The organism is Demequina sediminis (assembly GCF_039545075.1).
Taxonomy (GTDB): Bacteria; Actinomycetota; Actinomycetes; order Actinomycetales; family Demequinaceae; genus Demequina; species Demequina sediminis.
Window position 1 is genome coordinate 35880 of sequence record NZ_BAABRR010000015.1, and the last position, 13452, is coordinate 49331.

Below are 13452 nucleotides of genomic sequence, written 5' to 3' on the forward strand. Positions count from 1 at the left end.
GATACCCGGGTATGACGCGTCAGTGGTGGGGGCGCACCAGCCCGGCCTCGTATGCGATCACCACGGCCTGCACGCGGTCGCGCGCCCCGAGCTTCGCGAGCACGCGACCCACGTGCGTCTTGACGGTCGGCTCGGCCAGGAACAGCTCCGCCCTGATCTCCTGGTTCGACAGCCCGCGTGCCATCAGCGTGAGCACCTCGCGCTCGCGATCCGTCAAGGCGCTCAGTCGCTCATCCTCCTCTGCGGCCTCGCGCCGGTCGGGAAGCGCGGCGACCCGCGCGAGCAACCGCTTGGTCGACGAGGGCGCGATCACCGCGTCGCCCGCGTGCACGGTCCGCACCGCGGCCAGTAGGTCCTCGGGAGGGGCGTCCTTGAGCAGGAAGCCCGAGGCGCCCACGCGGATCGCCGCGACCACGTACTCGTCGAGGTCGAACGTGGTGAGGATGATCACCCTCGTGGGAGACGTGGCGGTGAGGGCCTCGCACGCCGCGATGCCGTCCACGCCGGGCATGCGGACGTCGACGAGCGCGACGTCGGCCGGCGGGTCGAGCGCCGCGAGCGTCGCGATGGCGGCCGCCCCGTCGCCGGCCTCCGCGACCACCTCCATGTCCGGCTGGGAGTCGATCACCATGCGGAAGCCCGCGCGGATGAGCTGTTGGTCGTCGACCAGCGCGACCCGGATCATGCGTCCTCCTCGAGGGTCGTGGCGGGTGCGGTCGTGGTCGCCGTGCGCGGTGTGAGAGGCAGGCGCGCGCGGACCAGGTAGCCGCCGCCGGCGCGCGGGCCCGCGGTGAGCGCCCCGCCAAAGACCGTCGCGCGCTCGACCATGCCCGCGATGCCCAGACCGGCGCCGTCGCCCACCGACGCCGCGCCCCTGCCGTCGTCGGACACCGTGACCACCAGGGCATCGTCCTCCCAGCGCAGCTGGACGAACGCCGTCACGTGCGGGCCCGCGTGCTTGAGCACGTTCGTGAGGGCCTCCTGGACGATGCGGTAGGCCGCCAGTCCCGCGCCGATCGGCAGCGGGCGGGGGGTTCCGGTGGTGATGTACGAGACCTCGAGGCCGCCCTCGCGGATGGACGCGACGAGCGCGGGGATGTCCGCGAGCGAGGGCTGCGGACCCAGCGCGGCCTCGGTGTCTCCCTCACGCAGCACGCCCAGGAGCGCGCGCATCTCGGTGAGAGCGGCACGGCTGACGTCCGCGATGGTGTCGAGGCTCGTGAGTGCCGCCGCGGGATCCGTGCGACCGGCGAAGCGGCCGCCGTCGGCCTGGGCCACGACCACCGAGAGGGTGTGCGCGACGACGTCGTGCATCTCGCGCGCGATGCGGGCGCGCTCGTTGGAAGCGGCGAGCGCGATGGCCGCGGAGTCGTCCGACCGATGGCGACGCTCAGCAGCGGCGGCACGGCGGCGCGAGCGCCCCAGAGCCACCGCGAGGATGGCGGCCGCGACGGCGCTCACCGCCGCCACCGACCACGCGAGCCACTCCATGGCGCTCACCGTAGCGCGGCACGCGCGGGTGCGACCGCATCGCCCCAGGTCACACGCGGGTAACGATTCGGCGGCGAGTCGGTGCACCGGTTGCGGGTCGCGCGCGTGCCGGGCTACGTTCGATTGCAAGCGCTTGCGTCGATGAGGACGCATACTCCTCACGGTGCGGGCGCCGCTCCCCGGTCATCGCATTCCGCGGTGTGCCGGGGGCGTTTCTCAACGACGAGGAGGCGCAGTACACATGAATCGACGTTTCATCCTCCCGGTCACGGCGCTCGCGCTGGGTGGCCTGGTGCTCGCCGGATGTTCCGGTGGCGACGACCCCGAGGGCGGGTCCACGAGCGGCGGCGGCGGAACCATGGCCGAGGGCTGTGAGGACTACGCCGACTACGGCATGCACGAGGGCGAGACCGTTCAGGTCTACTCGACCATCCAGGAACGCGAGGCCGACGACCTGGTGACGTCCTTCGAGCAGTTCGAGGAGTGCACCGGCATCACGGTCGACTACGTGGGTACTCAGGAGTTTGAGACCCAGATCAACGTCCGCGTCGAGGCGGGCGACCCTCCGGGCATCGCGATCATTCCGCAGCCCGGTCTGCTGGCTCGCCTGGTCGAGGCGGGACACGTCATGGAGGCCCCCGACGCGGTCGAGGCCAACGTCGACGAGTTCTGGTCCGAGAGCTGGAAGGGCTACGGCACGTTCGACGACGTCTTCTACGCCGCCCCGCTCATGGCCTCCGTCAAGGGCTGGGTCTGGTACTCGCCCTCGGAGTTCGCGGAGAAGGGCTATGAGGTGCCCACGACGTGGGACGCCATGATGGAGCTCACCGCGCAGATGGCCGCGGACGGAGCGGACAACACGCAGTACCGTCCGTGGTGCATCGGCTTCGAGTCGGGTGACGCGACCGGTTGGCCGGGCACGGACTGGATCGAGGACATCGTCCTTCGCCAGGCCGGACCCGAGGCCTACGACCAGTGGGTCGCCGGCGAGCTGCCCTTCGCCTCCCCCGAGATCCAGGGAGCGTTCGACACGTTCGGCGAGATCGCCCTCAACCCCGAGTACGTCAACGGCGGACTCGGCGGACCGGAGTCGATCATCTCGACGTCGTTCAACGACGGCGGCCTGCCGATCCTCGATGGCAACTGCTCGATGCACCACCAGGCCTCGTTCTACGAGGCACAGTGGCCCGAGGGCACCACGGTTGCCGAGGACGGCGACGTGTGGGCCTTCATCACCCCGCCCGTCGCGGAGGGTGACCCCGCCGCGGTGACCGGTGGTGGCGAGTTCGTGGCCGCCTTCAACGACGACCCCGCCACGGTCGCGCTGCAGACCTTCATGTCCTCGGACACGTGGGCCAACATCCGCGTCTCGCTCGGCGGCGTCATCTCCGCCAACCAGGGACTCGACCCCGCCAACGCCAGCTCGCCGATCGGCCAGCAGGCGGTCGAGATCCTGCAGAACCCCGACACCATCTTCCGCTTCGACGCCTCGGACCTCATGCCCGCGGCCGTGGGTGCGGCGTCCTTCTGGACCGGCATGGTGGACTGGGTGAACGGAACCAAGACCACCGAGCAGGTCACGTCGGAGATCGACGCAACCTGGCCGTGATGTCTGAGTGCGGTGCCGGTCGGGTCTCCCGACCGGCACCGTCCGTCCGTGGAGAGAGGAGTCGACGATGCTGTCGACGGTGATGGCCCCCGCACTGCAGTTGCCGATGCGTTCCGACAATTTCTGGGCCGAGTCCGGCGGGAAGGTCGGCGGGGCGCTCATCGCCGTCGCGATCTTCCTCGCCGTGGTCGGCCTGCTGATGTTCTTCGCGGACAAGGCGCCCAAGCGCGGCCGCGACGCGATCCAGTTGGGGCTCTTCGTGGCCCCCGCCCTGTTGCTGCTGATCTTCGGCCTCGTGTGGCCCGCGATCCAGACCATCCGCCAGTCGATGACCGCGGACGACGGCACCTGGAACGGCTTCGACAACTTCGTCACGATCTTCACGGATCCCGTGATGACGACGGTGCTGCGCAACACCATCATCTGGGTGATCCTGGTGCCGCTCGGCGCGACAATCATCGGCCTTGCGTATGCGGTCTTCATCGACCGCTCCAAGGGCGAGAAGGTCCTCAAGTCCCTGGTGTTCATGCCCATGGCGATCTCCTTCGTGGGCGCGTCGATCATCTGGGGCTTCATGTACGAGTACCGCGCCGAGGGCTTCGACCAAATCGGATTCCTCAACCAGGTGCTCGTGTGGTTCGGTCAGGAGCCGCAGCAGTTCCTCAACACCCCACCCGGGAACACGTTCTTCCTGATCATCGTGATGATCTGGATTCAGACCGGTTTCGCGATGGTCGTGCTGTCCGCGGCCATCAAGGGGGTGCCCGCCGAACTCCACGAGGCCGCGTCGCTCGACGGCGCGAGCGCGTGGCAGCGCTTCTGGTCGGTGACGGTGCCGTGGATCCGCGGATCGCTCGTGGTCGTGGTCACCACCATCACCATCGCGACGCTCAAGGTCTTCGACATCGTGCGCACCATGACCGGTGGTCAGTTCGAGACCTCGGTGGTCGCCAACGAGATGTACTCGAGGGCCTTCCGGCTGGGTCAGCCGTCGATCGGTGCCGCGCTCGCGGTGGTGCTGTTCGTCATGGTGATCCCGATCATCATCTACAACGTCCGAGTCCTTCGTCAGCACAAGGAGGCGCGCTGATGTCCGTGCCCACCGCCCCCAAGACCGTCGAGGATCCCGACCTCACCCCCACCGAGCCCAAGAAGGCCAAGCGCGTCAAGACACGGCTCACGTCGCGCGGCGCCACCATCGCGGCGATCGTCATCGCGACCCTGTGGACCATCCCGGTCTTCGGCCTCGCGATCTCATCGTTCCGTCCCGAGCGCGAGGTGAAGACCACCGGCTGGTGGACCATCTTCGAGAACTGGGGATGGACCTTCGACAACTACAACACGATTCTGTTCGAGTCCGGAGCTTCCTCCGCGAGCCTCGGCCAGTACTTCGTGAACTCGATCGTGATCGCGATTCCCGGCACGATCTTCCCGCTGGTGCTCGCCCTCATGGCCGCGTATGCCTTCGCGTGGATCCCGTTCAAGGGGGCGTCGTGGATGTTCGTTGCGGTGTTCGCCCTGCAGATCGTGCCGCTGCAGATGGCGCTCATCCCGCTGCTGCGCATCTTCAACTACGACTGGATCGACATCTCCGGCACGTTTGCCGCCGTGTGGGTCGCTCACACGATCTTCGGCCTGCCGCTCGCGATCTTCCTGCTCCACAACTTCATCTCGGAGATCCCGCGCGACATCATGGAGGCCGCCAAGGTCGACGGCTCGAGCCACACCCAGACGTTCACCAAGATCGTTCTGCCGCTGTCCCTGCCGGCCATCGCGTCGCTCGCGATCTTCCAGTTCCTGTGGGTGTGGAACGACCTGCTGGTCGCGCTGGTGTTCTCGGGCGGCACTGTTCGCACGGCGCCGCTCACCCAGCGACTCGCGGAGTTCGCGGGCGACCGCGGCTCCGACTGGCAACTGCTCACCGCGGCCGCCTTCGTTTCGATCATCGTGCCGCTCATCGTGTTCTTCTCGCTGCAGCGGTACTTCGTACGCGGTCTGCTCGCCGGCTCCACCAAGGGCTGACGGGCATTGAGGGGGGACCGAGCGGGGTCGGGGGCCAAGCGGCTCCCGGCCCCGTTGATCGCCGTCCCCGCCCCGCGCCGCCACCGCCTAGAATTGGCCCGTGAGCGACGCCCCCGAGTACGACAACGCCACCGCCTCCTCCGAGCAGCCCGTGCCGGAGAACCTTGAGACCGTGGCGACCCCGGTGCGCGTGCGCCGGTCACCGCTGTTCGGTCGGTTCATCGGCACCGGCGTGGCGATCGGGATTCTCGTGTCGATGCTGTTGGCGCTCTTCCTGCCGAACTCGACCGGCGTGGGCCGCTTCATGGTCTTCGTCGTCCTCACGCTGGGGCTCGGCCTGATCGGCGCCCTGGTGGGCGGCGCCCTCGCCACGTCTCTTGATCGCGGGCTCGATCGAGCATCGTCCCCACGTCCGGAAGGTAACCGATGACCGCTCGCCGCCCCGACGGCACCCCCCTCACGCCGCGACGCGGCGGGGACGGGCTGCTCGGCCACGAACTCATGCCGGGCGAGAAGGCGCCGCAGGACGCGTGCGGCGTGTTCGGCGTGTTCGGGCCGGGCGAGGAGGTCGCGAAGCTCGCCTACTTCGGTCTCTACGCGCTCCAACACCGCGGCCAGGAGTCCGCGGGAATCGCGACGTCGAACGGCGACAACATCCTGGTCTTCAAGGACATGGGACTCGTGTCGCAGGTCTTCGACGAGGGCGCGCTGGAGGCACTCCAAGGGCACATGGCGGTGGGCCACACGCGCTACTCGACCACCGGTGCCTCGGTGTGGGCCAACGCCCAGCCCACCCTCGGTCCCACGGCCCACGGCACGGTCGCGCTGGGCCACAACGGCAATCTCACGAACGTGCCCGAGCTGCTCGACCTCCTCGCCTCGCGTGAGGGCATGGCCAAGCGCCTCGACCTGAGCGGCGGCAAAGGGACCGACACCGCGATCGTGACGGCGCTCCTGGGTGCCACGGGCTTCGACAGCCTCGAGGAGGTCGCTCTCGACCTGCTCCCGCAGCTGCGCGGCGCGTTCTCGTTCGTCTTCATGGACGAGCACCGCATGTACGCCGCACGCGATCCCCAGGGGATCAGGCCGCTCGTGTACGGGGCGCTGCCCAGCGGCGGCTGGGTGGTGGCATCGGAGACCGCGGCGCTCGACATCGTGGGTGCGCGCCTCGAGCGCGAGGTCGAGCCGGGCGAGCTGCTCGTGATCGATGAGTCCGGGGTGCGGTCGCAGCGCTTCGCCGCGGCCGACCCGAAGGGCTGCATCTTCGAGTACGTGTACCTCGCGCGACCCGACACCACCATCGCGGGCCGGTCGGTGCAGGCGGCGCGCCTCGCCATGGGGCGCACGCTCGCCGCCGAGCACCCGGTTGAGGCGGATCTTGTCATCCCCGTGCCCGAGTCCGGCACGCCGGCGGCGGTGGGCTACGCGCAGGCCTCGGGCATCCCGTTCGCCCAGGGGCTCGTGAAGAACTCGTATGTGGGTCGCACGTTCATCCAGCCGTCGCAGACGCTGCGCCAGTTGGGCATCCGTCTCAAGCTCAACCCGCTGCGCGAGGTCATCGCGGGGCAGCGCCTCGTGGTGGTCGACGACTCGATCGTGCGTGGCAACACGCAGCGCGCGCTCATCGCGATGCTGCGCGAGGCCGGCGCCGCGGAGGTCCACGTGCGGATCTCGTCGCCGCCCGTGCAGTGGCCGTGCTTCTACGGCATCGACTTCCCGACGCGCGACGAGCTCGCGGCGGTGGGCCACAGCCTCGACGAGGTCCGCGACCAGATCGGCGCCGACTCCCTGGGCCATATCTCGCTCGAGGGCATGCTCGCCGCGACGGAGCAGGCCGAGTCGCGCCTGTGCACCGCGTGCTTCACCGGCACCTACCCGGTCGAGCCGCCCGTTGACGCTCGCCACCTGCTCGTTTCCCAGCCCGTGGAGGTCCGTTCGTGAGTGCAGCTTCGCCCGAGGGCATCACCTACGCCGCCTCTGGCGTCGACACCGAGGCGGGTGACAAGGCGGTCGAGCTCATGAAGTCCGCCGTCGCGCGCACCCACGGACCCGAGGTGCTCGGGGGAGTGGGCGCGTTCGCCGGGCTGTTCGACGCCTCCGCGCTGAAGTCGTACGAGCGCCCGCTGCTGGCCTCCTCGACCGACGGCGTAGGCACCAAGATCGTCATCGCCCGAGCCCTCGACGTGCACGACACCATCGGCCAGGACCTGGTCGCGATGGTCGTCGATGACATCGTGGTGTGCGGCGCCAAGCCTCTGGTCATGACCGACTACATCGCGTGCGGCCGCGTGGTGCCCGAACGGATCGCGGACATCGTGCGCGGTATCGCCGTGGGCTGCGAGATGGCCGGCGTGGCGCTCGTGGGCGGCGAGACCGCCGAGCACCCCGGCGTGATGGAGCCGGACGACTACGACGTCGCGGGCGCCGCGATTGGCGTGGTCGAGGCCTCCGAGCTGTTGGGCCCGGACCGCGTGCGCTCCGGCGACGTGGTCGTCGCGATGGCCTCCTCGGGACTGCACTCGAACGGCTACTCGTTGGTGCGATCCGTGGTCGCACACGCCGGCTGGTCGCTGTCGACATCGCTCCCTGAGCTGGGCCGCACCGTGGGCGAGGAGCTGCTCGAGCCCACCCGCATCTACGCGAAGCTGTGCGTGTCGCTGGCCGCGTCGACTCCTGGGTTGCGAGCGTTCTCGCATGTGACGGGCGGCGGACTCGCCGCGAACCTCGCGCGTGTGCTCCCGCGCGGCCTCGCGGCGACGGTCGACCGCGGCGCGTGGGACCTGCCCGCGGTGTTCTCCGTGGTGCAGGCCGCCGGCTCCGTGCCGTGGAACGACCTCGAGTCGACGCTCAACATGGGCATCGGAATGGTCGCGGTGGTCTCGCCGTCCGATGCCGATTCCCTCATCGCCGCCTCGGGCGCCGCGGGAGTCCCCGCATGGGTGCTCGGTTCCGTGGTGACGGACCCGGCGCTGCCGGTGGGACCCGACGTGGTGCGCGGCGCCAAGGGAGTCGACGGCGGCTCGGTGCTGATGAGCGGCACCTACCGGGCGTAGACCGCTCGGGGCCTGTCCGCGCGCGCCTTCTTTCGCAAGTCACACACCTGGCGCCACGTAGGTCCGCGATCCCGCACGATGCGCGGCTCACCTGTCGCGAGATGTGTGACTTGTGAACGCAGTGGGGAGCTGCACGTCGAGAGACTCTCGCCATCGTCACGCCGGCCTGGGGATGGCCCGACGCATCCTGAGGAACCGCCACACCTCATCCACCATGAGCGCGGGACGGTTGATGACGTCCCAGGCGGTGTAGCGCATCGTCGCGGAACCCGACAGGAGCGTCGACCTGTCTCTCGCGCGGTCGCGACCGAACGACGAGTCGTCCGAGTGGTAGCTCCACCCGTCGACCTCCACCACGAACAGCCCGCCGATGAGGAAGTCCACCCGTCCGGTGCCTGGCCAGGAGTACTGGAACTCGAACGGGATCTTCGCGGCGTGGAGCGCCACCCGCGCGAGCGTCTCGGGAGGCGACTGGGTGCGTTCGTCGGCGAGGGCGAGGAGCCAGTCGCGCCGGCGCCGGGATGTCACGTCGAACGCCGCGACATCGTCGAGAGTGACCGTGCGTTTCGCGAGGGCCGCATCGAGCGCGATCAGTTGGTCGACGCGGCCGATGCACCGCGCGGACTCGTCGAGAGCGAGTGCGGGTGATACCCATTGGAGCCTGCCCATGGGCGAGAGGTGCCAGCGAACGTGAGCCGGAGTCGAGAGGTTGCGCCCTGACTCGCTGCGGTGAAATCCACGCGTCAGGTGAATGAGGCCTCCGGCAGGCGGGACGGGCAGGCCCAGACGATCGAGCTCGGTCACACACGTGGCCGTTCCCTGCCACGCGACCTCGGCACGTCGCACGGGATCCGCGCCCCGAACCGTGTAGCAGCCCCGGCGGACGCGGTGCAGCTCGCCGGATCGGACGGCGGCGGTCAGTGCCGTGCCGGGCACACCGAACGCGGCGAAGGTCGAGCGCTCGACGGTTCCTCCGAGCGAGGCGGCGAATCGCGCAAGGTCCATGACCCGACCTTGTCGGCGCGAGCTGTCACCGTCGAGCGGCCCACCCAGACCTGTGGAGAGCCGGGCGCTGACTCGAGCCTGTGCATACGTGCGGTCGCCGCCCGTACCCGTTCACAAGTCACACATCTCGGGACCCGTAACGCTGGAAGCGAGCACAAACCAGCGCCTACCCGGCGTCAGATGTGTGACTTGCGGAGGAGAAGGGGGACAGCAGGCGGGACAGCGCGAGGACTCAGTCCTCGTCGTCGGCCCAGCGGTCGTAGTAGTCCTCGGGCTCGTCCACGACGGGGGCAGCCACCGGGGTTCCGTCGCGAGAGATCAGCTCGCGCTCAAGCGCACGGATGTCGGTTCCGTGGTTGGTGTACTTGAGCTGGCGTGCGATCTTCGCGTCCTTAGCCTTCTGACGGCCTCGCCCCATGTCGCCGTCCCTTCCGCTCTCGCGCGCCTCGCTGTGGGCGCCGCGTCGTCATTCCTGACCCGCAGTTTACAACGCGCGTCAGGCCCGCCGCGACTTCCCTCCTGAGGTGCCGCGCGGGTCACCCGACCTGCGCAGGATACTCCAGCACCCCCCAGCGACGCGCCCGAATGTGACACAAATCGCATATACAGGAAAACTCGCCCCATCGCCGTCATAATCGGAGGTGTCGGGCGTCTCAATCGGCAGCCAGGCCTCCCCCCCAGAGGCGCCACGATCGACTGAGGGATAGACACGATGACTGACACCGTTCACGAGCCGGAGAAGCTACTCACGCCATCCGAGGTTGCCGCGATTTTTCGCGTCGACCCCAAGACGGTCACCCGCTGGGCCAAGGTCGGCAAGCTGAGCTCGATCCGCACGCTCGGCGGCCACCGCCGCTTCCGTGAGGCCGAGGTCCAGGCGCTGCTCGCCGCGGCACAAGAGGGTCGCTGACCCTCGCCTGACCGCCCCTCCTCGGGGAGGGGTGCCGCGCGCATCGTCGCCGTGTCCGAATCCCGCCGGACCGGTGTCGGACCCCAGGCGTAGCCTGCTCTCATGATCGACTCACCGCTCATCGCGGCGTCCTACGAAACGCCGTTCGGCACCCTGACCGTGCTGCTCACCCCTGAGGATGGGGTGGTGCGGTCCTCGGGCTTCAGGACGATGCTCGATACGGCCTCCGCGCTGCCGTCGCGCCTGCAGTCGCGCGGCTGGGTCGAGGGGGACCAGCCGGACGTGGCCGCCGCCGTTGCAGCCTGGCTTGAGGGCGACGCCGACGCGATCACCGACGTGCCCGCGGCGCAGGACGGCGGGCCGTTCTTCCAGGAGGCGTGGGCACAACTGCGCGCCGTTCCCGGCGGCACCGTGGTGTCGTACCAGGAGCTCGCGACGCTCGCGGGCCGCCCGCGCGCGATGAGAGCCGCGGGAACCGCGTGCGCGCGCAACAACCTCGCGCCGTTCGTGCCGTGCCATCGGGTCGTGAAGTCGGGCGGCGAGCTTGGGTCGTACGGCTTTGGGGGAGCGAGCGCCAAGGCAGCGATGCTCGAGCTCGAGGGACAGCGCCCCCGCACCGCGGCAGTCGTCTCGTGACCCAGGCGCCCGCCCGCGCGTGGGTGCCCGCGTTCATCGTCGCCGCGGTGTCCTGGGGGTCAAGCTTCCTGTTCATCTCACTCGCGCTGCGCGGCCTCACCGCCACCCAGGTGGGCTTCGGTCGCGTGCTGATCGGTGCGGTGGTGCTGTGGGCCATGCTCCTCGTGGCCCGTCGCAAGCCGCAGCTGAGTAGGCGCGACGTCGCGAGCATCGGCGTGGTGGCGATCGGCCTGTCGACCGTGCCGTTCGTCCTCATCCCGCTTGCCCAGCAGCACATCACGTCCATCCTGGCGAGCCTGCTCAACGCCACCACGCCGCTGTGGACCGCGCTGTTCGTCGCGCTCCTCATTCCGCACGAGCGCGCGACGCGTGCGCAGGTCGCGGGCCTGGTGGTGGGAGCGGTGGGGATCGCGGTGCTGCTCGGCGCGTGGAACGTGAGCGAGCTGCCGCTGTGGGGAGCCGCGCTCATGCTGCTCGCGACCGCGTTCTACGGGGTGGGGTCGACGATGTCGCGCATGCTGCTCACGCGCGTCAAGGAGGGGCCGACCACCCTCTCCGCCGTGCAGATCGGGATCTCCGCGGTGCTGTTGTTGCCGTTCGCCCTCGCCGCCCCGGCTCCCGCGGAGGGCGCCCTCGCGCTCGACTCCGAGGTGCTGTGGGGGCTGCTCGCGCTCGGGGTGCTGGGGACCAGCTTCACGTACGTCCTCTTCTGGCGCGTGGTGAAGCTCGCGGGCGCGACCACCGCGGCGTCGGTGACCTACGTGGTGCCGATCGTCGCGACGGTCCTGGGCGTGCTCGTGCTCCACGAGGAGCTGCTGTGGCACGAGCCGGTGGGCGCCGTCGTGGTGCTCGCGGGGGTGTGGCTCGCGCAGCGCAAGCCGCGTGAGCGCGCTCGCTCCGAGGTGGTCGGTAGCGGTGCGGTGCCCCCGGCGGCCCCTGCCGTGGAGGCCAACGAGCGGGTGTGAGCGAAGGCTAGGACAGCCCGACCGCCGACTTCACGTTGTCGATCGACTCGTGAGGCGTGAGGTCCTTGTTCTTCTTGATGAGGCTCGCGCCGATCCCGGCGAGGATCAGCACCAGCAGGAGCAGCGCGCCGCCAACGGTCAGCGCGGCGAGCCACGCGGGCCAGACCTCGGCGAGGCCAAGGATCGCGGCGGTCACCAGCACTCCGGTCGCGAAGAAGCCGAACACCCCTGCGCCCACGAGCAGGCCGATCCCGACCCCGATGCCCTTGAGCTTGCGTGCAATCTCTTCCTTGGCGCGCGCGATCTCCGCCTTGATCACTCCCGTGATCCGGCCCAGCAGGCCGGCGACGATCGCATTGACGAAGTAACGTCCGAAGTTGTCGGGCATGCGGAACCTCCCAGTAGATGTTCCCTAGTCAATCGTCTATCGGCACGGGTGCGCAAACGCGTGAGCCTGAAGCAGGGACGATGCCTCAGTTGCTACGGTCGTGGCCGTGACCTCAACTGCCCTCGCGTCCGAGCACGCACCCGTCCCCGTCCCGCTCATTGTCGACACCGACACCGCGTCGGACGACTGCTTCGCGCTGCTGCTCGCGCTGCTCGATCCCCGCGCCGACCTACGTGCGATCACGATGGTCCAGGGCAACGTGGGCTTTGACCAGCAGGTCCACAACGCCTTCCTCACGCTCGAGGTCGCGGGCCGGCTGGGCGAGGTGCCGGTTTACCTGGGCGCACGCGAGGCGCTGGGCGGAGGCTGGGTGGGCGCCGAGGACGTGCACGGCGACGGCGTGGGAGGCCAGCGTCGCACCAATGACGCCACTCCGGAGCCCGAGCATGCGGTCGACGCGCTGGTGCGCCTCGCGGCCGCGTCGCCGGGCGAGATCACGGTGGTGGCGATCGGTCCTCTCACGAATCTGGCGCTGGCCATCGAGCGGGACCCGAGCTTCGTGAGCAACGTCCGTGAGTTGATCGTGATGGGTGGCTCGCTCGACGGAGTGGGGAACATCACGCCCGCGGCGGAGTACAACATCTACGCGGATCCCGAGGCCGCGGCAGCCGTGGTCGGCGCCGGCTTTGCGCGCCTGCGGTTCGTGACCTGGTCGCCCGTGACCCTGCGCGACGCGGTCTTCGACGCGAACCGCGTGGCCCGCATCGAGGCGACCGGCACGCAGCGTGCCGCGTTCTTCGTGCGCGCGAACCAGGCGCCGTTCGACTTCGACACCGCTCACGGCGCCGCCGGCTCGACCCACCCCGACACGTTGTCGGTGCTCGCGGCGATCGACCCCGCCGTGGTGGTCGAGGAGGTCCCGTTCGTGATGACGGTGGCGCTCGAGGGGGAGCGGCGCGGCGCGACCGATGTGGTGCCGGCCAACCCCGGCGACGCGAACTGCACCGCGATCACGCTCGCGGACGGCGAGCTTCTCTTCGAGACGATGCTGGGGATCCTGTCGCGCTGAGGCAGCACCTTCTCGCGGGGCCGGCGCGGGCATCGTCTGATGTGGCCCTGTCTCGTCAGGCACGTGGGTGCCGGGCGCGAGAGGGCGGTCAGGCGAGTCCGGTCCTGAACACTCCGCCGTGGCTACTCTTGGCTTCTCGACTGTCGCCGCATGCGCGGAGCCAGGTGGGTGGGCGTTTGCCGGTATCGCTCTGAGTCTGTGGGGGTGTTGCGCATGACAATGGCCAGAGTCGTTCGCCTCGTCGCGGCGGTCGGGATGGCCGTGATCGGGGTGTTGTGGGCGTCGTCGCCGGACACGAAGTGGC

The 13452-nt window shown here is 69.6% G+C and carries 15 protein-coding genes; 10 read left to right on the top strand and 5 right to left on the bottom strand.

What is annotated here, in order from left to right; genetic code table 11:
* Positions 1–19: 19 nt before the first annotated feature.
* Together ABEA62_RS11880 and ABEA62_RS11885 are read right to left on the bottom strand one after the other, a co-directional pair.
* Complete coding sequence (locus ABEA62_RS11880; RefSeq protein ID WP_286214273.1) at positions 20–685, bottom strand: response regulator; 666 nt, start codon at positions 683–685, stop codon at positions 20–22.
* The gene (locus ABEA62_RS11885) at positions 682–1491 is read right to left on the bottom strand and encodes a sensor histidine kinase (protein WP_345380292.1); all 810 of its coding nucleotides are present in this window, start codon (positions 1489–1491) and stop codon (positions 682–684) included. Before ABEA62_RS11885 ends, ABEA62_RS11880 begins: the two co-directional genes overlap by 4 nt.
* Positions 1492–1732: 241 nt before the next feature.
* Between ABEA62_RS11885 and ABEA62_RS11890 the strand changes: the two genes are divergently transcribed.
* From ABEA62_RS11890 to purM, 6 genes are all read left to right on the top strand, one after another.
* The gene (locus ABEA62_RS11890; RefSeq protein WP_286214270.1) at positions 1733–3100 is read left to right on the top strand and encodes an ABC transporter substrate-binding protein; all 1368 of its coding nucleotides are present in this window, start codon (positions 1733–1735) and stop codon (positions 3098–3100) included.
* Positions 3101–3206: 106 nt separating this feature from the next.
* Positions 3207–4190, top strand: a complete 984-nt coding sequence (locus ABEA62_RS11895; RefSeq protein ID WP_345380325.1) for a carbohydrate ABC transporter permease — start codon at positions 3207–3209, stop codon at positions 4188–4190.
* Positions 4190–5122: a carbohydrate ABC transporter permease gene (locus ABEA62_RS11900; RefSeq protein WP_286214269.1), complete on the top strand. Its 933-nt coding sequence runs from the start codon at positions 4190–4192 to the stop codon at positions 5120–5122. Before ABEA62_RS11895 ends, ABEA62_RS11900 begins: the two co-directional genes overlap by 1 nt.
* A 100-nt stretch (positions 5123–5222) precedes the next feature.
* On the top strand, positions 5223–5552 hold the full coding sequence (locus ABEA62_RS11905; protein WP_286214268.1) for a hypothetical protein: 330 nt from the start codon (positions 5223–5225) through the stop codon (positions 5550–5552).
* Positions 5549–7063, top strand: a complete 1515-nt coding sequence (gene purF, locus ABEA62_RS11910; protein WP_345380296.1) for an amidophosphoribosyltransferase — start codon at positions 5549–5551, stop codon at positions 7061–7063. The genes ABEA62_RS11905 and purF overlap by 4 nt, the downstream gene beginning before the upstream one ends.
* The gene (gene purM, locus ABEA62_RS11915) at positions 7060–8175 is read left to right on the top strand and encodes a phosphoribosylformylglycinamidine cyclo-ligase (RefSeq protein ID WP_345380298.1); all 1116 of its coding nucleotides are present in this window, start codon (positions 7060–7062) and stop codon (positions 8173–8175) included. Before purF ends, purM begins: the two co-directional genes overlap by 4 nt.
* A gap of 156 nt (positions 8176–8331) precedes the next feature.
* Here the strand turns inward: purM and ABEA62_RS11920 are convergent, their stop codons facing one another.
* On the bottom strand, positions 8332–9180 hold the full coding sequence (locus ABEA62_RS11920; RefSeq protein WP_286214266.1) for a type IV toxin-antitoxin system AbiEi family antitoxin domain-containing protein: 849 nt from the start codon (positions 9178–9180) through the stop codon (positions 8332–8334).
* Positions 9181–9412: 232 nt separating this feature from the next.
* The gene (locus ABEA62_RS11925; RefSeq protein WP_286214265.1) at positions 9413–9598 is read right to left on the bottom strand and encodes a DUF3073 family protein; all 186 of its coding nucleotides are present in this window, start codon (positions 9596–9598) and stop codon (positions 9413–9415) included.
* Positions 9599–9892: 294 nt separating this feature from the next.
* Between ABEA62_RS11925 and ABEA62_RS11930 the strand changes: the two genes are divergently transcribed.
* The 3 genes from ABEA62_RS11930 (at position 9893) to ABEA62_RS11940 (ending at position 11691) form a co-directional block, all read left to right on the top strand.
* Positions 9893–10090, top strand: a complete 198-nt coding sequence (locus ABEA62_RS11930; protein WP_286214264.1) for a BldC family transcriptional regulator — start codon at positions 9893–9895, stop codon at positions 10088–10090.
* Positions 10091–10192: 102 nt separating this feature from the next.
* Entirely contained in the window at positions 10193–10726 is a 534-nt protein-coding gene (locus ABEA62_RS11935; RefSeq protein WP_286214262.1) for a methylated-DNA--[protein]-cysteine S-methyltransferase, read from the top strand.
* Complete coding sequence (locus ABEA62_RS11940; RefSeq protein ID WP_286214261.1) at positions 10723–11691, top strand: DMT family transporter; 969 nt, start codon at positions 10723–10725, stop codon at positions 11689–11691. The genes ABEA62_RS11935 and ABEA62_RS11940 overlap by 4 nt, the downstream gene beginning before the upstream one ends.
* Before the next feature lie 7 nt (positions 11692–11698).
* Here ABEA62_RS11940 and ABEA62_RS11945 read toward each other — a convergent pair whose 3' ends face one another.
* Positions 11699–12079 (bottom strand): phage holin family protein, encoded by a 381-nt coding sequence (locus tag ABEA62_RS11945; RefSeq protein WP_286214260.1) that lies wholly within the window; start codon positions 12077–12079, stop codon positions 11699–11701.
* Positions 12080–12185: 106 nt separating this feature from the next.
* On the opposite strand from ABEA62_RS11945, the gene ABEA62_RS11950 reads away from it, so the two are divergent.
* Entirely contained in the window at positions 12186–13148 is a 963-nt protein-coding gene (locus tag ABEA62_RS11950) for a nucleoside hydrolase (protein ID WP_286214258.1), read from the top strand.
* The last annotated feature ends 304 nt before the right edge of the window (positions 13149–13452 follow it).

Coding starts and splice junctions, on each gene's coding strand:
- ABEA62_RS11930 (WP_286214264.1), top strand. CDS start 9,893: ATGACTGACACCGTTCACGAGCCGGAGAAGCTACTCACGCCATCCGAG.
- ABEA62_RS11935 (WP_286214262.1), top strand. CDS start 10,193: ATGATCGACTCACCGCTCATCGCGGCGTCCTACGAAACGCCGTTCGGC.
- ABEA62_RS11920 (WP_286214266.1), bottom strand. CDS start 9,180: ATGGACCTTGCGCGATTCGCCGCCTCGCTCGGAGGAACCGTCGAGCGC.
- purF (WP_345380296.1), top strand. CDS start 5,549: ATGACCGCTCGCCGCCCCGACGGCACCCCCCTCACGCCGCGACGCGGC.
- ABEA62_RS11945 (WP_286214260.1), bottom strand. CDS start 12,079: ATGCCCGACAACTTCGGACGTTACTTCGTCAATGCGATCGTCGCCGGC.
- ABEA62_RS11925 (WP_286214265.1), bottom strand. CDS start 9,598: ATGGGGCGAGGCCGTCAGAAGGCTAAGGACGCGAAGATCGCACGCCAG.
- ABEA62_RS11880 (WP_286214273.1), bottom strand. CDS start 685: ATGATCCGGGTCGCGCTGGTCGACGACCAACAGCTCATCCGCGCGGGC.
- ABEA62_RS11895 (WP_345380325.1), top strand. CDS start 3,207: ATGCGTTCCGACAATTTCTGGGCCGAGTCCGGCGGGAAGGTCGGCGGG.
- ABEA62_RS11885 (WP_345380292.1), bottom strand. CDS start 1,491: ATGGAGTGGCTCGCGTGGTCGGTGGCGGCGGTGAGCGCCGTCGCGGCC.
- ABEA62_RS11900 (WP_286214269.1), top strand. CDS start 4,190: ATGTCCGTGCCCACCGCCCCCAAGACCGTCGAGGATCCCGACCTCACC.
- ABEA62_RS11890 (WP_286214270.1), top strand. CDS start 1,733: ATGAATCGACGTTTCATCCTCCCGGTCACGGCGCTCGCGCTGGGTGGC.